Consider the following 20483-nt stretch of genomic DNA (forward strand, 5'->3'; position numbering starts at 1 on the left):
AGTTCTATTCCGATGAAAAACAAATTACTCCAATTTTTTGAATTGCATACCCTCGTGCCCAAATTTTTGGTCACTTTTACTTTATTACTTTACTCCTCGAGCTTCTTAAACGCCGCTAGTATTCCATTAAGCTCAGGCTCTGAACAACAAAAACTAACAGGAAAGGTTCTTGATAATACGGGAATGCCCTTGCCGGGTGCTTCCATAATGGAAGTAAACACAACCAACGGTGCCTCTTCTGATTTTGACGGTAACTTCGAGCTTAACGTATCTCAATTGCCTGCGGTTATCAAAATATCATATATAGGATTTACAACTCAGGAAATCACCATTGAATCCTTAGCTCCACTTCAAATCCAATTGCAGGCAGATAACAATGCACTAGATGAAGTAGTGGTTGTAGGTTACGGGGAAACCAGTCGTGAAAAACTTTCTACGGCTGTCAGCACGGTCAATACCCAAAACCTGGAGCAACGACCAGTAGCTGATGTTACCTCAAGCCTTCAAGGTCTCAGCCCCGGACTCAACGTTACTCAAAGTACAGGTAAAATAGGAGCAGAACCTCGAATTAATATCAGGGGTTTTACTTCTATTAATGGAGGAACACCGCTGATTCTTATTGATGGTATAGAAGGAAGCTTGAGCAATCTCAATCCTAATGATGTTGAATCCATCAGTGTATTAAAAGATGCCGGAGCAGCAGCAATCTATGGCGCTCGAGGGTCATTTGGTGTCGTCTTAGTGACCACTAAAAATGCTGATAAAGGTAATGTTCAAGTGAATCTGGGAGTGACCACAGCAATCAATTCCCCTACAATGAACACAGATTTCCTTACTGATCCTTTTAAAGCGGTATCTATAGTTGATGAAGCTTTTAGAAACAACAGTGGTGCTTCTTATACAGGCTATACCGAAGAGGATATGCAGGCTCTTTATGAAGTTTCTCAAGATCCTTCCTTGGCACGAGTTATTATAGACCAACGTAACGGCCGAGATCAATATGTTCATTATGGATATACAGACTGGTGGAATACCTTTTTTAGAAAGACCTATCCCACCCAAATTTATAACGCTTCCATTTCCGGAGGTTCCGAAAAAATAAAAGCCTATTTCTCGTATCGTAATTTTCAATCCAAAGGGATCCTGAAAGTTCAAGATGACAGTTACGATAAATACAATTTGCGTGGTAAAATAGATATTAAAGCAACTGACTGGTTATCGTTCTCGAACAATATGCAGTACAACAGCTCTGAAGACTTGGAGCATAGTGGTAGTCAATATGGTAACTACAGTAATCTTTGGGGAAGTTTAATATGGGTACACGCACTCCCTTCTTATGTTCCTGTTAATCCTGATGGGGGTGCTTTATGGCGTACCGAACTGAATAACTATACGATTGGTGATGGTGTTTATGCCGGATTACTACAAGGTACCACAAAACAACAAACCAATAATAATGAGTTTAGTAACATAGCTTCCGTTGAACTTAAGCCTATACAAGGAGTGACCCTGAATGGTAACTACGCGATAAGACGTAATGAGTATAGTAGATTTCAACGTTCCACCCGTATCCCCTACTCTATTTACCCTGAACAGTTGGATCTCATGGGTAATGATTACCTCAATGAGTATCGCACCGAAAGCAAGTATGATGCACTGAACATCTATGGGGAATATAAGGGCTATTTCGAAGATCATACTCTTAAAGCCACCATCGGTTTCAACCAAGAAACTTTTATCACTAAAAGTATCAATGCCAGTAAACAAAATTTGATTTCTAATGACTTGAATTCTTTAGGCCTGGCCACTTCAAATCCTACTGCCTCAGGTAGTGCTTCAGAATGGGCACTGCAAGGTCTATTTTACAGATTATCGTATGACTATAAAGATAAATATGTAGCTGAGTTGAATGGTAGATATGATGCCACTTCACGCTTTCCATCTGCATACCGTTGGGGATTTTTTCCGTCTTTTTCCGGTGCGTGGCTAGTTAATAAAGAGCAATTCTTTGAGGATGCTACCGGCGAAACCTTTGACCTCTTAAAATTCCGTGCCTCATACGGGTCTTTAGGGAATCAAAATATTAATAATTATGCCTATTTCCCGACCTTACCTAATGGATTGTATGACTATGTACTCAATGGAAGTCGTTTAAATTATATCGAATCTCCAGCCTTAAATCCAAGTGAAATTACTTGGGAAAAAGTAAGCACGCTTGATTTTGGAGTTGATGTAGGTTTATTAAACAATCACTTATCTGCTTCTTTCGACTGGTTTCAAAGAGATACCGAAGGTATGCTTTCTCCAGGAGCGACACTTCCCAGTGTTTTAGGAACAGCATCTCCTCTAGAGAATGCAGCTGACTTAAGAACAAAAGGTTTTGAATTGTCTGTAAGTTACAATGACTACTTTGAATTTGCTCAAGATACGTTCAGTTGGTCAGTTACAGCGAACCTATCGAATTCTAAAACCAAGATAACTGACTTTGATAATCCCAACCGCAGTCTTGTAGACTTTTATAAAGGGATGACCATTGGTGAACTTTGGGGATATCGCATCGATGGCCTTTTTCAAACCGAAGAAGAGATTGCCAATCACGCAGATCAGAGTTTTGTATCGAATCGAATTACTTCCGGAGGTGGACTGCAACCAGGTGATGTAAAATATCGAGACCTTGATGGTGATGGATATATAGGAGAAGGTGAAAATACGGTAGACAACCCCGGTGACCGGGAAATAATCGGAAATTCTGCACCGCAATATTTATACAGCTTTTTAGCAAATGCTGACTGGAAAGGATTTGATTTTTCTGTGTTCTTTCAAGGTGTAGGTAAACAAGACTGGTATCCCAATTCTGACTCTCGTATGTTTTGGGGTCCTTACAACAGACCCTACAATTCTTTTATTAGAAAAGATATGGTAGCCGATATGTGGAGCCCTGAAAACACCGATGCCTATTATCCTCGAAATTATGGATATATAGCCCTGGGTGGTTCTTTAGAGAAAGTAAATGATCGCTATTTACAGAGCGTAGCCTACTTGAGACTGAAAAACCTAACCCTAGGATATACCCTTCCTGATGGAATCATATCCAAAACATCAGCCACCAAACTGCGCATTTACTTTAGTGGAGAAAACCTCCTGACTTTCTCTAAGCTAACAGATTATATCGATCCGGAAGCAGCAAGTGCTTCTGTTAATTTAAACAGTCCATCTACCTCTGCAAATCGAGGAACCGCACAAACCAACCCATTTTCAGAAACCTATTCCTTAGGATTATCTCTTAAATTTTAAAAAACATCCTTATGAAATTCAAACATATACTTGCCGGTTTGCTTGTTGCAACCAGCTTCAGTTCGTGCAGTGATGATTTTTTAGACAAGCAACCGCTATCTGAAATTACTGCAGAAACATTTTTCAATACCGCTAGTGACCTTCAACTGTATACAAACGGGTTTTACCGAATGTGGCCCAGTACTTCGATTTATAACGGAGAATCTAGTACCGATAATATTATACAAACTGAATTGAGTGAAGAAATGCGAGGGGCTAGACTTGTACCTACTACCGGAGGTGGTTGGAACTGGGAGTATCTGCGCGATATTAATTTTTTCCTTCAAGAATATGAAAAATCTGATGATGAAGCGGCAAAAGCCCATTACGGGGGTGTGGCTCGTTTTTTTAGAGCGCGCTTTTATTTTGATAAGTTTCAGCGCTTTGGAGCTTTACCTTGGTATGATACCCCTATTGCTCCAGACGATACTGAAGCCCTTACAAAACCTAGAGATTCAAGACAGTATGTTGTAGATAAAATGCTTGAAGATTTAGACTGGGCAATCGAAAACCTCAATGTAGAGCAGAATACCTATGAGGTAACCAAATACACCGCATTGGCTTTAAAATCAAGGATTGGGCTTTATGAGGGTACATATGAAAAATACCGGGGTATTGATGGTTATGAAAAATACCTCGAAGCTTCTGTAGCTGCATCAGAAGAATTGATCGAGAATTCTCCTTATCAGATTTACAGCACGGGCAATCCTGAACAGGATTATCTAGAGCTTTTTAATTCACATGATGCTAATGAAACCGAAGTGATCTTAGCACGTGCCTATTCTGAAGATCTTAATATTGGTCATAATGTGAATTACTACACCACGACAAGTTCTTACGGTCGTCCAGGTATGCCGAAAGACCTTGTAAATAGTTATCTCAATGCTGATGGAACACGTTTTACAGACGCAGTAGGATATAATCAACTATCATTTACTGAAGAAGTACAAAATCGAGATCCTCGTTTAGCACAGACGATTCGCACTCCGGGATACATGCGTAAAGGGCAAAGTATTGAGTTGGCTCCTAATCTCGGCGCTACAGTAACCGGATATCAAATTATAAAGTATGTGACCGAGCCTGTGTATGACACCAATGGTCAGTCTATAACCGACCTCCCGATATATCGTTTTGGTGAAGTGCTTCTAAATTATGCAGAAGCAAAAGCCGAACTAGGTACACTTACACAAGAAGATATAAATAAGTCCATCAATTCATTAAGACAACGGGTTGGAATGCCTGATTTAATGTTGGATACTGCTAATTCAACACCTGATTCATTCATGGCTGCTCAATATCCCGGTGTGACCGGTGCAAACGCTGGTGTTATTTTAGAAATAAGACGCGAGCGCCGTATTGAATTGTATATGGAAAACTTTAGATGGGATGATGTGGTACGCTGGAAAGCCGGTCAAACACTAACGCAACCTATTCGAGGTTTATATTTTTCCGGCCCTGGTGAGTACGACCTTACCGGAGACGGTAGTATCAATGTAGTGCTTTATGAAGGAGACCGTCCAGCAAATCCAGTTAGCGGCGTTCAATATTATAAATTGGGTTCAGATTTTACCTTAGATGAAAATGGGTTGATTGACCCACATCCTGATTTCAATGGCAGAACCTTCGATGAAAATAAGGATTATCTATATCCTATACCTCGTATAGAATTACAACTCAATCCTAATCTTGAACAAAACCCCGGTTGGAAATAATGAAAAAAATAATTTTTATGGTATTTGCACTGCTGACGATCAGCAGTGCAAATTCTCAGGAAAACAAAAAGGAACTGATTATATGCTCATTCAATGTGCGGTATAACAGTGCAGACGATGGAATCAATGTATGGGAAAACCGTAAGGATTGGCTTACCCACAGTATCCGATTCTATCAAGCAGATCTTATTGGCACACAAGAAGTCACGCATACCCAGCTTTTAGATATGCAACAGCTTCTTCCTAATTATGCATATGTAGGCATTGGTCGGGAAGGCGATACCGAAGGAGAATACTCTGCTATTTTTTATAAAAAAGATCGTTTTGAAGTTGTGGATAGTAATACCTTTTGGCTTTCTGAAACTCCAAACGTAGTCGCTTCTAAAGGTTGGGACGCAGCTTTGCCTCGTATTGTAACCTGGGCCTTATTTAAGGATAAACAATCAGGAATTACATTCTATCATTTCAATACACATTTTGATCATCGTGGTAAACAAGCTCGAATTGAAAGTGCAGCGCTACTTTCTGAAAAAATAGAAGAAATCGCAGGTGTATCAGCAGTTTTATTAACCGGCGATTTTAATAGTTCGCCGAATAGTGAAGCTATTGATACGCTATTGAAAAATGGATTGAAGGATCCGTATCTTAGCCTTGATTCTGATCAGGTATATGGTCCTGAATACAGCGCTAATGGATGGGACGCAGAAGGCAGAACCTCAGAAAATCGGATAGATTACGTTTTTTATAAAGGCGCGGTGCAACCCTTGACTTTACAAATTTTAGATGGCCAACGCGGACAACGCTTTATATCAGATCATTTTCCCGTAATCGCTAAAGTTGAACTTTCAGTTAACTAGTTGTTTAGAATTATGCACGAACATAAAACCGTGAATCAACCATTGACAAAAGGGATTATCATGATGATGATCCTTTTTTTATCAGGTTATCAAATGTTTTCACAAGACACCTTAACCTCTAATTCCGAGGATGCTTCAAATGAGCTGAAGGTCTTAAGCTATAATATTCATCACGCAAACCCACCTATTCGTAAGGATAGTATAGATCTGTCCGCAATCATTCAAGTAATTAAAGATAGCGATGCAGATCTGGTTGCCTTACAAGAAGTAGATTCCAATACTGATCGTTCTGGATTAGGAAACCAGGCACAACAGATTGGTGATGCCTTAGGTATGCAGGTGTTTTTTGGTAAAGCCATAGATTTTCAAAACGGAGCATACGGCGTTGCAATTCTATCTCGTTTCCCTATCTTAAAATCTAAGGTTTATAAACTCCCTTCAAAGCCTGAAACACAAGGAGAGCCTCGAGTTTTAGCTATGTCTTTAATACAATTACCTGATGATCGTTCCATCTGGTTTGCAAGTACACATTTAGATTCTCAAAAGGAGGATACGAACCGTTTGTTACAAATAGAGGAACTATTGAACATTACAAATAATATAAACCTACCTGTGCTAGTGGCCGGGGATTTTAATGCTGTTGAAAACAGTGCAGTAATTGCATCTTTGGATAACCTATTTACGAGAACCTGCACCTCTTGTCCACCCACAATACCGGTACAAAATCCCACAAAGGCTATTGATTATATAGCTTTTAAACCGAAGTCTTTTTTTAAGATTAAAAGCCATATCGTTATCGATGAAAAATATGCCTCAGATCATCTACCTGTATTAAGCATTCTTCAATGGTAAAATGTAATAAACCATGCTTTGGATGTCTAACTCATGCCATTGTATATATCTTAGTATCACTTAGTGAGTGCATATGCCTTACCGTAGGTGTGTACAAGCACCCTCCGCCCCTAAGGCAATTAAAAGTTTATTGCTTTATTTAGTTCATCAGCACTGATTCTTGATTGATTTAATAAGTAAGCCCACGCCGTTGTACATGCCTCGTGGCATTTAGTGAGTATCTGAGATCTCACTTTACGGGTGTACAAGCACCCTCAGACCCTAAGGGTCATTTATGAGTTTACCCATCAATCGACGAGCAGTTCAACACCTGCTTTCTCGGCCTTGTATTCTATTTTTTTGGTCAATTCGTAATAGTTCCAGTTTCTAAGGACGAATGGTTGTTCTTGTGCTGCATCGATCTTGGCTTCCTGGTTCAGAAGAATCAGCGTTCCTGCCTGGTGTTTTAAACAAAAGTCTATGAGTTTTCTGCTGTACACGTGCAAGCGCTGATTCACATAATTGATTTCCTTTTCCCGAAACTTATCTACAGCTTTGAGTTTGCGTTTACGACCGTGACCACCTCTAGAATGTACAGATCCTATTAAAGCGCGTTTACGTGCTGCCTGAATAGCTAGTCTACGGTATAAAAACTCTTCTTTTGTTCCTATGGTCATTCGATTGCTACCAATCTTGACGGTAATGGGATATTCTAAAGACAAAGAAGCTTCGGCTACTACCTGAGGTTTTAAAGAGTGCTGTTCTTGTTCGACATCAAAAACTGCCAACCAAAAGATCTTCCCGTCTTTGAGCTTGATTTCTGAGGTGCGCAATCGGGTTTCTCCTTTTAGTACCCGGTGCAATAAACTGCGCTTATCTGAGAAGTCTCGCCCTAAATAAGTACAAAAGGGAATTTGAAACAACCGGAAACAAAAGGCACCTCGATCTTCGTCATATTTAAATCCCCACATACAACGTGGAGCAAAGGGAAAGCCAATGTCCCGTCTGAAATTTTTAAGAGAGCGCTCCCCGCTCCAATACTTTGGTCTATCTTTATTAAAAGAGCTTTCCAAATTCTTGTTTAAACTGGATAAAATATCGGTAGGAATTTGACCTTTAAACCTATCCGATATCACCCGATAGGTGCTGTTGATTCGGGAGCGGTTTAAGATACCGTTTTCGTGCTTCTTGACATCGGCAAGCTTGTATTGTATGTCTTCCGTAAAGTAAAAAAATTCCTTTATCATTTCTTGGCAATACAGGTGAGTTACGATGATGTTTGCGGCTTTAAAGCAGCAGTATTGCCAGTCGTAGAGTTTGGCCATAGCCTCTTTGCGTGCTTCATAATCCGGCAGGTCTATAATGAGCTGAATCTTTCGGGTAAGGCTTAGGGTTTTCGTTTTCATAATCAGGCGGATTTTAAATGCTGTTCATGGTTTTCCTGCAGAAACTGATAGGCTGTGGTAAAAGCGCGGTGCACTTCTTTTTGAGATAAGTTCAGCTCGGCAGCAATGGCTGCAAATGAGTATTGCTGTTCACAGCGTAATTCAAATATCCGGGCTTCCTGTTTAGTTATTTCAACCAGAGGTTTCGATTGCTCTTCTTCTGTTTCATCTGTTTTCAGGATGTAACCCTGATTGAGGATAGTTTTGATCTCGGCAATAGTTTTTTCCATGGTATTACGTGCCTCCGTGATGCTAATGCCTAGCTGCTCTGAAAGGGTTTTGTATTTAAAGCCGTATTGAAAGCAGAGTTCAATAAGGCGTTTACGTTGGGTGCCCAAAAGCGGTAGTATACTGACTACCTGATCATAATCCTTCTGTTTTTTTTCTTGATCTAAAAGGTGATGATCGATAGCTGTGGGATCAAAACCCAGTATATATTCCTGATAATTGGCAAAATTATCTAAGGAGTGACAATTCCTGTCGAACTTATTTTTGGGACGGGCATAATACCACTTGCATTCATTGGTTATCACAGCGTACAGGAAATTGACCAAATGCTGAGGTGACTCTATCAATTCGCGTTTTTCCCATAGGATAAGAAAGGTGTCCTGTACTAAAGTCTCCACCACAAAAGCGTCTTTAATTAAACTCCTGCCCATCCAGAAGATCTGCCGATGATATTGTGTATAAATGGTTTTAAAGACGCTTGGGCAACCTTGTTTGAACAATTCAAAATGTGTTTCACTTTTTGAGCACATACTTAATCCCGTTATTAATATAGATTGGCCATTAAGGTTTAATAGGATAATGGCACCCCTTGACTAGAATTGCTTATAATTTTCTAGCATTTCACCAAATATAGTAAAAATAACATAATAATGGTACATGTACCTTTGTTAAGTGATTCATTATTTTACTTCTTGTACCTTGTAAGAAGGAACTGTGCTAAGTAAAGTAGAAGCTTATATTATTGATAAGGTTAAAGAAAAAAGGAAGGAGAGAAACCTATCTCAAATTGCTCTATCCCAGAAGTTGGGAATGAGCGATAGTTTTATTTCTCATGTAGAATCTACTTCCCGAAGAGCAAAATATAATCTTAATCATCTTAATGCTATTGCTCAAATACTCCAATGTTCTCCAAAAGACTTTTGGCCGGACAAACCTATAATGAATTAAAATATACGTTTTAAGTGTTTTTATAGCGTTTATTATAACGTAAAGCTTCAGTCCTTATACTCCCACCATACTCTATCTAGGCTTTATCCACGGGTGAATCTAGAGACGGATCTTTACCCGAATGAATGTATCTTATAATTTCTTAAAACAATATTTGAAGAAATGCCAATAAAGGATTTGAGAAAGGAAATTGTATTGGGTTGGATGACCCAGATAGTTCAATGACTATGGATCAAATTATTGAATCTAAAATAGGAACCGCAATTTAAAATTCTTGCGTAATAACAAAAAATAACGTCAAATAACACCATCAAATCTGAAAAGCATGATTGATAATTCTATTCAGCATTATCGATATCTTTTAAAGCAGCTGCAAAAACGATTTTGTTATTCTAATTTCTTTAAGCAATGCCGATTCTATATAGATTAATATTTCTTAAAAAATTTAACTAACTTTCCATTTCGGATCTTCCCCTACAACGATCTATTATTTACCTAATAAATTTACCATCTATTATAAATGGCAAAAGCAGACATTGATTTTGAAAAAGAACTCTGGGATGCGGCGAACGAATTGCGCGGCGCGGTATCTGAGAATAACTATAAAAACTACATCCTTCCACTTGTCTTTGTAAAGCACCTAAGCGAACGCTATGAGGTGGTGCGCGAAGAACTGAAGCAGGAGCTCAGGGATCCAAAGTCCGATTATTACACTACAGATAAGGAGGAGATCAACTACGTCCTGGAAGACCGGGATGAATACCGTTCCCGCAACACCTTTAAAATTCCGGAAACGGCTTCCTGGCAATATTTGAAGGATAATGCCGAGCAGGATGATATCAAGGTGAAGGTAGATGATGCCTTTGATGTCATCCAGGAACTTTTGACGGGCTATAATCCGCAGTTGGTAAATATTTTGCCGCGAATTTTTGTGCGGAGTGAACTATCTCCCAAACAAACCGGCGGAATCATCAACCTCCTCTCCCACCCTAAATTTTCTGAAAAGGAAAATCCCGAAAGCGATATCCTGGGCCGTATCTATGAATATTACATCGGCCGCTTTGCAATGGCTGAAGGTTCGGGTGCGGGGCAGTTCTTTACGCCGGGAAGTATTGTAAGGCTGCTGGTGGAGTTACTGGAGCCTTACAAAGGCCGCATCTTTGACCCCGCTTGTGGGAGCGGTGGTATGTTTGTGCAGAGTTTAAAGTTCATCAAAGAACACGGCGGAAATAAAAAAGACATCGCGATCTATGGGCAGGAAATGACCGCACAGACATTGCGTTTGTGCCTTATGAACCTGATGCTGCGGGACCTTTCTTTTGATATTAAACTGGGAAATTCCTTGCTTGATGATAAATTTCCCAACCTGAAAGCGGATTATATTATTGCCAATCCGCCATTTAATGTGAGCAACTGGCATCCTGAAGATCTGCCCGATGGCGATCCCCGATTATTTGGACCCAAAGAAGAATTCACTACAGATGGCAGCGCCAATTATATGTGGATGCAAACCTTCTGGCACCATTTAAGCGACACCGGGACTGCCGGAATTGTAATGGCCAACGGCGCGATGACCTCCAACAACAAGGGAGAGAAAAACGTGCGGCAGCATATGGTAGACAATTCTATGATAGATGCCATTGTTCGCCTGCCCGACAAGCTGTTCCTCACCACCGGAATCCCCGCCTGCCTTTTCATCCTTAGCAAAAACCGCGACGGAAAAGACGGCACCCATCGCGAGCGCAATAATGAGATCCTGTTCCTGGACGCCTCCAAAATGGGCACAATGGCCACCAGAAAACTGCGGGTATTGAGTGATGATGATATAAATAAGATAGCCGAAACCTATCACAAATGGCGAAATGTCGAGGATGTCAGCTCGAGCGCAGTCGAGAGCTACTCTGATGTGGAAGGCTTTTGCAAAGCAGCTACCATAGCCGATGTCCAAAAGCAGGTTTACAAACTTACCCCTGGTATCTATGTAGGCACAGAAGCCGAAGAAGATGACGGGATCCCTTTTAAAGAAAAAATGGAGGGCCTCAAGGCGCAATTGATGGAGCAGTTTGAAAAAGGGGAGGAATTAAAGGAAAAAATTAAAGCTAATTTTTTTGAGAAAATATAAGATATGGATTATTCAAAGAATTATATTAATTGGATAGCAGGTTTAACAAAAGATCAGTTTGATATATTTATAAAAGCGTTTATAAAGAATTTTTGGAAAGTTGATGCTGTTGTAATTACCGACGGGAAAGGTGATGGGGGCATTGATGTAAAAATTTTCGAAGATAAAAAGGAAAGGAAAATTCCCTTACAAATAACTATCGACAAAAATGTATACGTCAAACTTGAAAAGGATTTGGTGAAAATTTCAAGCCTAACTGAAAAACACGGCTATTCTAACACTTTTTATTTCTACTACTCTAGAGGTGCATCAGAAGGCAAAGTAATTGAATTAGTTGATAAAGCAAGAGAAGATTACTCCTTAGAATTAAAAGTTTTTGACAATAAGGCTATAGCTAGTTATTTAGATAGACCAGATTATTTCCTTTCTAGAGAAACACTGCGTAATTTTTTAGGAGGTTTTGTACAAGACGAGGACTCTTACTTTGACGAAAATCAAAAATTATATTTTGATTACTTATCCTATGCTGATGATTCGAAGGAATTAAAAGAAAGATTTATTACTTCATTTATTTTAAATGAATTATACAAGAGTAATGATGTTAGCATTTCAATCCAAGATCTTATAAATAGAATAAATGATGAATTTGAAATCAATGTATCAAAGCAATATTGTGACAGGTTGATACAAAACCTATTTAGCACGCAAAAGATTGAAAAAGTTAACAATGACAACTATAAGCTATCTGAAAATGAAAGTAAAAATATTAAAATAATACGTGAAAATTCAGAACTGCTAGAACGAGATTTTTCTTCAAAACTTCAAATAATAATAAACGACAGTGCTTCCGTTATCGAAATTAGAAAATTAATTGATAGGTTAAAAGCTATATTTATTAGTCAAAATAAAATTGATTTGAATGAAATATCCAATGGTTATGATGAAGAGGATTCAATTAAAGAAATTAGAGATTTTTATGATTATGTAAATGATAGTTTTGATGATAAAAATTTAAGTAAGCTATTTATTGAACAAGTTTTTGATTTGTGTACAAAAAACAATTTTCTTGCAAAAATTTCAGCAGGAAAGTTGTATAAAGATTTAATAAACAACCCTGAATTTAGTGCATATGCTAGAAGAAATAAAAAGGAAGTATTTTTAGATACACCCATCCTTATCTATCTTCTTTTAGTAATGAAAGAGCCTGATTATAATTATGATAATTATAAATTTAAAATTGCAAAAGAACTTTTTGAATTAATAGTTGTAAAGGAGAAATCTGCATGTTATAATACTACACAATTATATATTACAGAATTAGCAGACCATTTTCAGAGTGCCATAAGACTTCTTCCAATTCAAGAATTAGGTTTATTTGAATCTTTAGGTGGTTCAAATAATGAAATACTTAATCTATATATGGCACTTAAAGAAGAGGGATTAACTGATATGTCTTTTCGAAAATATTTAGAATCTTTTGGATTGTCAATCAATAGGGTTGAGAATGATGAAAGTAAAGAATATTTAAAACAGATCTTTTATAAAATTTTTAAAGATAACCATATACAGATTGATGATGTGCCTCCATATAATAGAGATTATAAAACTCGAAAAGATTATGAGAGAATAGAAAAAACTTTGGGGGATGTTTATTCTCGATCCGATGTGGAAAGAAGACCTCGTTCTCTACTATTCGATTCTCTTTTCTTTTTTCATATCAATAATTTAGATGAGATAATTGATCCAACAGTTTTAACTTGGGACAAAACATTTCAGGAATTTCGGAAGGAGTTTCATCCAAAAAATCCAAATTTCAGCTATTGGCATTTATTTACCCCTGGAAAGTTTATTGATCATATGTCCTTATTAAAATTTAAGATTAATAGTAAAGCAATTACTAATGAAGTTCTATCAATGATTGAATCTGAATATGAAGTTGTTAAAGGCGTAAGAAAACTTTCCGATACTTTAACTTCAATTATTGATTTAAAGTCAGCAAGAGGAATTAGTTTATCAAAAGGATTGGCGGATATTAGAGACACATATATTTACCAAATTAACAGAGAGCATGATGAAAAGATTATTTCAAATGAGAATTTGCCGGTTGATGATGTGTTGACAAATTTAATTGGTTATTATTCGGATGAAAAGGGTAAATATAATTTTAATGATTTTATTGATTCTTTGAAAATTGATAGTGTAATTGATGAGCTATTAAAGTTGATGAGTTATGAGAATAGTTACCATTTAGAATATGGTAGACTTTCTAATGATTATAAAGCTAAGTATGATGAAATTATTAAAAAAACTAAATCTGAATAATGCCAGAAAACTGGAAAACCTATAAACTTTCAGAAGTTTTTGAAATAATTGGTGGAGGAACTCCAAAAACAAAAATTAAAGAATATTGGGATGGTAATATATCGTGGTTATCTGTAGTTGATTTCAATAATGATCAGAGAACGGTTTTCTCTACAGAGAAATCTATTACTGAACTCGGGCTTCAAAAAAGTAGTACAAAAATTCTGTCAAAAGGTCAACTAATTATCTCCGCCAGAGGAACAGTAGGACAAATAGCCCAATTGGGAAGAGATATGGCTTTTAATCAATCTTGTTATGGTCTTTCTGGCAAAGAGAAATTATTAATCAATGACTTCGGTTATTACTTATTAAAATCCTCTATAACTAACATCCAAGCGAATTCTCACGGTTCTGTTTTTGATACCATTACAAGAAATACCTTTGAGAATATTGAAGCCCATATTCCAGAAATAGAAGAACAAAGATCCATAACCTCCATCCTTTCTGCCTTAGACGATAAGATCGAGCTCAACCTCCAGATGAACAAAACCCTGGAGGAAATGGCAATGGCTTTATACAAGCATTGGTTTGTGGATTTTGGACCATTTCAGGATGGGGAGTTTGTAGCTTCTGAATTGGGGGAAATTCCGAAGGGATGGGAAGTGAAAAGTATAGGTGATTTGGCTAATATTTTAAATTCTAAGAGAGTCCCGTTAAGCACCAGAGAAAGAAGTACAAGAAAAGGACCATTTCCATACTATGGCGCATCTGGAATTATTGATAATATTGATGATTACAAATTTGATGGGGAATATGTTATTGTTTCCGAGGATGGAGAAAATTTACGTTCTCGTAAAACACCAATAGCATTTCGTGCGGTTGGTCAATTTTGGGTAAATAATCACGCTCATATTCTAAAAGGTAAAAAAAATGGAATTAATGAAATGATTGTTTGTCATTTTGCTCAATTAGATTTGAACCCTTTTATAACTGGTGCTGTTCAACCTAAATTAAACAAGCAAAACTTACTATTAATAAAAATACCTGTACCTCGTATTGAAGCAATAATGGATGAGGTTTTGGAACAGTTTTATTCTATATCAAGGATAATTATATCAAATAATTTTGAAAACCAAACCCTCACTCAACTCCGCGACACCTTACTGCCAAAACTCATCAGCGGGGAAGTCCGCGTAAAAGACGCGGAGAAAACCTTAACAGAAGTCTTATGACACAAATGATCGAGATCACGGTGCAAAAGGCTGCCATAGAGTGCCTCAAGGAGTTGGGGTACACCTATAAAGAAGGGAATTCCCTGCAGCGGGACCTTAAGAAGGTGGTGCTGGAGGAGGATCTTCGGGAATTTTTAGTCAGCTCCTATCCCGCCGTTCCGGCAACCGCCATTAACGAAGCCCTTTCAGCTTTTACGCAGCACGAGGGAATGGATCTCGATCACCGCAACCGCGATTTTCATCTTAAAATGACCCAGGGGGTTTCCATTACCTGGAAAGATGCTTCGGGCAAAGAACAGGCCCGGCACCTCTACCCTATCAATTACAGGGAACCAGAGAAAAATACCTTTGTGTGTGCAGATGAAGTAAAGATCATTGGCAAGAACAGCCGGCGTACAGATCTGCTCATCTTCATCAACGGACTTCCCCTTATTGTTTTTGAATTCAAGAATATGTTTGATCCCGAGGTGGGGGTGGAAAACGCGCACCGGCAAATTGGACATTACTTTCGGGATATTCCGCAGCTGTTCGATTACAATGTCATCACGGTAATTTCAGATGGGCTGGAAACCCTACACGGGATGTACAACTCCTCCCTAAAGTGGTTTGCTCCGTGGAAAAGCGTTCACGGGGATGACCTTCAGCAGAAACAGGAACTTCAGCTGGAGACCTTGCTGAAGGGATTATTTCCGAAGAAAACCTTATTAAATTACCTGCAAAACTTCATTTTCCACGAAGACCACAACGGGAAAATAATCAAGAAAGGCGCAAAATATCACCAGTACTGGGGCATCAAAAAAGCGGTGGACTCTGCGGTAGAAAACATAAAACCCAACGGTGACGGTCGCCTGGGAGTGATTTGGCACACGCAGGGATCGGGCAAAAGTATTTCGATGGCCATCCTTACCGGGATCCTGAGGCAAATGCCCGAAATGAAAAATCCCACCATCCTCATCCAGGTAGACCGCAATGACCTGGACCAGCAACTCTATGAGAATTTTGTGCTGTGCAAAGACCTGGTGGGCCACGTACAACACGCCAATACCACAGATGAGCTGCGGGCCCTGCTAAGCACCGATGGCGGCGGGGTGATCTTTACCACCATTGAGAAATTTCGGTTAAAAGAACTGGCTTCGGGAAAAGAGCTCTCCCATCCTGTACTCTCTGAACGTTACAACCTTATCGTGATGGCAGATGAAGCCCACCGCACCCAGTACGGGTTCCATAGCGGTGGCTTCGCGCAGAACATAAGACGCGCCTTGCCCAATGCCTCCTTTATGGGCTTCACTGGAACTCCCGTAGATGGCAAAGATGCCGATACCCAGCAGGTATTTGGCCCTACAATTCACACCTACGATATCAAACAGGCCGTGGAAGATGGGGCTACGGTGCCCATTTATTACGAGCCAAAAATGGTACCGCTCAACATCAAAGCCAAATATGACAGGGAGCTGGATGAAATGGAAGAAGATGAGGACGAGGAGAACAATGCGGTTTGGGCCGCTATAGAAGATGCCGCCGGGTCTGCTGAACGGGTGGAAAGGGTTGCCAAAGACATCCTCACCCATTTTAAGGCCAGGACCGAAAGCTTGGAAGGCAAAGCGATGATTGTTTGTATGAGCCGCAAGAACTGCGTAAAAATGTACAATGCCCTGACGGCATTGGAAGGCTGCCCTGAAATAGCCGTGATTATGACCGGAAACATTAGCAAGGATCCCCCGGAATGGAATCCGCACATACGCACCAAAGATGCGATGGAAGCCATAAAAAAGCGTTTCCGAACGCCTGAGGATCCGCTGCAAATTGTGATCGTTCGCGATATGTGGCTCACGGGATTTGATGCCCCCTGCGCCCATACGATGTATGTGGATAAGATCATGAAAGGCCATAACTTGATGCAGGCCATTGCAAGGGTAAACCGGGTTTTTAAAGATAAACCCAACGGACTTGTAGTAGATTTTATAGGCATCTCCGGCTTCCTTGCTGAAGCCACTAAAAAATACACGGCCGGAGGAGGGGAAGGAAAACCGACTTTGGATCTGGAGGTCGCGGTAAAAGTTTGCCTGGAGCAATTTGAGAAGGTGATAGATCTCATAGGTGATTTTTCTGCGGAAAGGATCAATGCTATGAGCGATATGGACAAGATGAAATGGTCTAGCGGAGTAGTGAATAGCCTTTTAAAATCTGATGCCATTACCGACGCCTTTTTGCTCGAAGAGCGCAAGCTGGCGGAACTGGTGGCAATGACCAGTTCAGATCCGCGGGTTTGGGAGATACAGGAAGAACTGGCGATCATTCAAAAGATCAGGCAACTCATCAGAAAGATCAAATTCCCTCCCGGTCCGCGCAGGGAAAAGAACGAAAAGATAAAGGACTTGATCAGTAAATCCCTGGAATCGCAGGAAATTGTGGACCTGGCAAAAATGTACAACCTGGATAAGATCGATATTTCCATAGTAGACGATAAGTTCCAGGCCATAGTAAAGAAAAAAGGAGACGAGAATATTAAAGTAGAATTACTGCGCAGGATCATCAACGATGAGATACGGGTGCGAATGCCCAAGAACATCCGGCGGATGCGCAAGCTGAAAGACGAGCTGGAAAAAGTGCTGAGCAATTACCACCGGAATTCTTTAGATTCTATTGCCGCCATCAAGCACCTGCTGGATATCGCGAATGAATTTCAGCAGGATGACATAAGGACCAAACAACTCGGTTTAACCGAAGATGAACTGGCTTTTTACGACATGTTATCTGCCAACGAAAAGCTCCTCAATCAGGCCGGCCCTATCCAGGACCTGGTGCATACAGTGGTAGCTTCCGTCAAGAAAAACCTCCAACTCGACTGGACCAAAAAGGAAGACGCCCGCGCCGCAATTCGGCTGGCAGTAAAAAAGGAATTACGGGGCAAAGTGCCATTTTCTGAACTGGATACTTTACTGAAGGAAGTAATTGAACAGGCAGAGGGGCAGTATAGGGACTGGCCGTTGGAGGCTTAAGGATTCGACTATGGTTTAAGCGCTGGTAACTACAAAGTAACAGTCTCTTTAACTAAGGGTAAAACTACTGGAAAATTTAAAATATTTTGCGACATACAAGGAGCTATGACCTTCTGTTTTAACTGGTGGTAATTTTTGTATTCAACAACCTCAGGGCAAGCCCACGAGGTATGAATTGGAAAATTCTTTTTCTATTCGAGGCAAGCCTCGGGGGAATTAAACCCTCTGGAGGGATTCAAAATCTTTAACTTAGATAAAATTATCACTAGACGCGCAATTGAGGCTATGAAAAATGATCCAAAGTACCTGAAATTATTGTCCAATCAATTTCCCAACGCCGCCCAGGTAGGGAAAGAGATTATTCTGCTGGAAGCACTTTTGTCTCTTCCCAAAAGTTCAGAGCTCTTTATAAGCGATATTCACGGGGAACACGAGCCATTCAAGCACATGTTAAGAAATGGTTCGGGGCTGATCCGGGAAAAGATAGTGGAACTTTTTGGGAATGAATTGAATGAAACGGATCTTCGGAGTCTGGCGGCATTGATCTATTATCCCTCAGAGAAACTGGACAAGATAAAAAAGGAAAGTGAAGACCTGGATTATTTCTATAAAATTTTAGTAAAAAGGCTCGTGCGGGTTGCTAATGATTTTACCTCTATTTATACGAAAAGAAAGATCGACCGGCTCTTGTCCCGGGATTATGGATTAATTATTGCTGAACTACTGCAGTGCGAAATTGCCGGTGAAGCTAAAAGTAAGTATCACAAGAAACTTTTAGATACCGTAATTGAAATTGGAGAATGTGATAAACTTATCATGGCCCTTTCTGAATTTATACAGCGCCTTGCAATTTCCAAAATACATGTGATCGGCGATATATTCGACCGGGGGCCCGGTGCCGAGGAAGTGATGGACAGCCTCATCGAATATCATTCCGTAGACATACAGTGGGGGAACCACGATATGGTATGGATGGGAGCAGCTTCCGGCTCACTTGCCTGTATGGCCAATGTGATAAGACTTTCCCTTAGGTATGGAAATACAAGCACCCTTGAGAAAGGCTACGGAATAAATCTTATTCACCTTGCCTCTTTCGCCTTGGAACATTATAAAGAAGATAAAAGTCTGATCTTTAATCCTAAAATTAAACCCGAGGATTTGCTGAATGAAAGCGAACAGTGGCTCAACAGGATCATGCACAAGGCGATTAGCATCATACAATTTAAACTTGAGGAACAACTTATAGACCGACGACCAGAGTTTAAGATGACCCACAGAAAAATGCTGGAACATATGGATCTCTCCCAGGGCAGCATACGTTTAGATGGTAAAGAATACGCACTTAAAGACACCTGGTTTCCCACTATTGATCCAAAAAACCCCACAAAACTCTCTAAAGAAGAGGAAGACCTGGTCATAAAACTTTCAGAATCCTTTCAACAAAGCGGTCGGCTTCAAAATCACGTAAAGTTTTTATTTGAAAAAGGATCTATGTACCACATTGTTAATGGTTGCCTGCTGTTTCATGGTTCTATTCCAATAGATGAAAACGGGGATCTTGCATATGTAGAGATGCTGGGGAAAAAACTGAAAGGAAAGGCTTATATGGATTTTCTCGAGAAACTTACCCGGGAAGCCTTTTCGGGAATTAAGGACACTGCAGAAAATGAGCTGGCGGTAGACATGATGTGGTACCTTTGGGCCGGGCCGGATTCTCCCCTTTTCGGAAAAGACAAAATGACCACCTTTGAAAGATACTTTATTAAGGACATTACAGTTCATAAGGAAACGAAAAGCCAGTACTACCGCTATAGGGATGTTCCTGAAACCTCCTTGAAAATCATGCAGGACTTTGGAATGGATCCTGAAAAATCTATTATTATCAACGGTCATGTACCGGTAGAAGTGAAAAAAGGAGAAAGCCCTATTAAAGCAGACGGCAAGCTCATTGTGATTGACGGCGGATTTGCAAAAGCCTATCAAGAACAAACTGGAATAGCCGGCTACACACTCATTTTTGATGATAAAGGTAAAAGAATCATAGCACACCTGCCCTTTGAATCTAAAGTAAAAGCCATTGAAGAGGAAATAGACATAGAGTCCAGTATAACCCTTTATTCTTACTCTGATAAGCCATTGAAAGTTTCTGACATTAAAGACGGAGATCAAGTAGAAGATTTTATTGAAGATCTCAAGGAGCTACTACATTCTTATAGATCAGGAATATTAACAGAAAGGTTTCAGCTATCATAATAGTGGCCTATGGGTTACTCAGCCTAGGAAGACAATTATTTCTCTCTATTGCTTTTAAAAAATCTACGATCTTTATCGAACACTATTTCCTTCCTATTTCAGCTATTCATTTCTGCTAACACCACCCAAAAAATCCCAAAAACCCTCACTAAAGTGTGGATCATAGTATATTTTGTATATAATGTTACTAAAAAAAATCAAAATACTCATTAAAGTATGGAT

Annotated in this window: 12 protein-coding genes; 10 read left to right on the forward strand and 2 right to left on the reverse strand. The window is 39.5% G+C overall.

Annotated elements, in window-relative coordinates:
* Nucleotides 1-42: 42 nt before the first annotated feature.
* The 4 genes from ACH3PA_RS01335 to ACH3PA_RS01350 are packed head-to-tail and all read left to right on the forward strand — an operon-like array spanning nt 43 to nt 6754.
* The gene (locus ACH3PA_RS01335) at nt 43-3294 is read left to right on the forward strand and encodes a SusC/RagA family TonB-linked outer membrane protein (protein ID WP_416448396.1); all 3252 of its coding nucleotides are present in this window, start codon (nt 43-45) and stop codon (nt 3292-3294) included.
* Nucleotides 3295-3305: 11 nt separating this feature from the next.
* On the forward strand, nt 3306-5045 hold the full coding sequence (locus tag ACH3PA_RS01340) for a RagB/SusD family nutrient uptake outer membrane protein (RefSeq protein ID WP_416441281.1): 1740 nt from the start codon (nt 3306-3308) through the stop codon (nt 5043-5045).
* A 17-nt stretch (nt 5046-5062) separates the two neighbouring features.
* Nucleotides 5063-5902: an endonuclease/exonuclease/phosphatase family protein gene (locus tag ACH3PA_RS01345; protein ID WP_416448397.1), complete on the forward strand. Its 840-nt coding sequence runs from the start codon at nt 5063-5065 to the stop codon at nt 5900-5902.
* Nucleotides 5903-5914: 12 nt separating this feature from the next.
* Nucleotides 5915-6754 (forward strand): endonuclease/exonuclease/phosphatase family protein, encoded by an 840-nt coding sequence (locus tag ACH3PA_RS01350; protein ID WP_416441277.1) that lies wholly within the window; start codon nt 5915-5917, stop codon nt 6752-6754.
* Between the two features lie 287 nt (nt 6755-7041).
* On the opposite strand, the gene ACH3PA_RS01355 is transcribed toward ACH3PA_RS01350, so the two are convergent.
* A complete protein-coding gene (locus ACH3PA_RS01355; protein WP_416441275.1) occupies nt 7042-8139 on the reverse strand; it encodes a hypothetical protein in 1098 nt (365 codons plus the stop codon).
* 2 nt (nt 8140-8141) lie between these two features.
* On the reverse strand, nt 8142-8906 hold the full coding sequence (locus ACH3PA_RS01360; RefSeq protein ID WP_416441273.1) for an RNA polymerase sigma factor: 765 nt from the start codon (nt 8904-8906) through the stop codon (nt 8142-8144).
* Between the two features lie 214 nt (nt 8907-9120).
* Between ACH3PA_RS01360 and ACH3PA_RS01365 the strand changes: the two genes are divergently transcribed.
* The 6 genes from ACH3PA_RS01365 to ACH3PA_RS01390 all read left to right on the forward strand — a co-directional run bounded on the left by ACH3PA_RS01365 (nt 9121) and on the right by ACH3PA_RS01390 (nt 20261).
* Nucleotides 9121-9354, forward strand: coding sequence for a helix-turn-helix domain-containing protein (locus ACH3PA_RS01365; RefSeq protein ID WP_416441271.1), 234 nt, complete (start codon nt 9121-9123; stop codon nt 9352-9354).
* A 520-nt stretch (nt 9355-9874) separates the two neighbouring features.
* Nucleotides 9875-11476 (forward strand): N-6 DNA methylase, encoded by a 1602-nt coding sequence (locus ACH3PA_RS01370; protein ID WP_416441269.1) that lies wholly within the window; start codon nt 9875-9877, stop codon nt 11474-11476.
* 3 nt (nt 11477-11479) lie between these two features.
* Nucleotides 11480-13798: a hypothetical protein gene (locus ACH3PA_RS01375; protein ID WP_416441267.1), complete on the forward strand. Its 2319-nt coding sequence runs from the start codon at nt 11480-11482 to the stop codon at nt 13796-13798.
* Entirely contained in the window at nt 13798-15009 is a 1212-nt protein-coding gene (locus ACH3PA_RS01380; protein WP_416441265.1) for a restriction endonuclease subunit S, read from the forward strand. The genes ACH3PA_RS01375 and ACH3PA_RS01380 overlap by 1 nt, the downstream gene beginning before the upstream one ends.
* Entirely contained in the window at nt 15006-18008 is a 3003-nt protein-coding gene (locus ACH3PA_RS01385) for a type I restriction endonuclease subunit R (RefSeq protein ID WP_416441263.1), read from the forward strand. Before ACH3PA_RS01380 ends, ACH3PA_RS01385 begins: the two co-directional genes overlap by 4 nt.
* Before the next feature lie 285 nt (nt 18009-18293).
* Complete coding sequence (locus ACH3PA_RS01390; RefSeq protein ID WP_416448398.1) at nt 18294-20261, forward strand: fructose-1,6-bisphosphatase; 1968 nt, start codon at nt 18294-18296, stop codon at nt 20259-20261.
* The last annotated feature ends 222 nt before the right edge of the window (nt 20262-20483 follow it).

Source organism: Leeuwenhoekiella sp. A2 (genome assembly GCF_047946655.1).
In the GTDB taxonomy this organism is placed as follows: domain Bacteria; phylum Bacteroidota; class Bacteroidia; order Flavobacteriales; family Flavobacteriaceae; genus Leeuwenhoekiella.

Bases quoted from the DNA above. Each gene is read 5' to 3' on its own strand.
- ACH3PA_RS01340 (WP_416441281.1), top strand. From the start codon at position 3,306: ATGAAATTCAAACATATACTTGCCGGTTTGCTTGTTGCAACCAGCTTC.
- ACH3PA_RS01380 (WP_416441265.1), top strand. From the start codon at position 13,798: ATGCCAGAAAACTGGAAAACCTATAAACTTTCAGAAGTTTTTGAAATA.
- ACH3PA_RS01370 (WP_416441269.1), top strand. From the start codon at position 9,875: ATGGCAAAAGCAGACATTGATTTTGAAAAAGAACTCTGGGATGCGGCG.
- ACH3PA_RS01355 (WP_416441275.1), bottom strand. From the start codon at position 8,139: ATGAAAACGAAAACCCTAAGCCTTACCCGAAAGATTCAGCTCATTATA.
- ACH3PA_RS01375 (WP_416441267.1), top strand. From the start codon at position 11,480: ATGGATTATTCAAAGAATTATATTAATTGGATAGCAGGTTTAACAAAA.
- ACH3PA_RS01390 (WP_416448398.1), top strand. From the start codon at position 18,294: ATGAAAAATGATCCAAAGTACCTGAAATTATTGTCCAATCAATTTCCC.
- ACH3PA_RS01345 (WP_416448397.1), top strand. From the start codon at position 5,063: ATGGTATTTGCACTGCTGACGATCAGCAGTGCAAATTCTCAGGAAAAC.
- ACH3PA_RS01385 (WP_416441263.1), top strand. From the start codon at position 15,006: ATGACACAAATGATCGAGATCACGGTGCAAAAGGCTGCCATAGAGTGC.
- ACH3PA_RS01350 (WP_416441277.1), top strand. From the start codon at position 5,915: ATGCACGAACATAAAACCGTGAATCAACCATTGACAAAAGGGATTATC.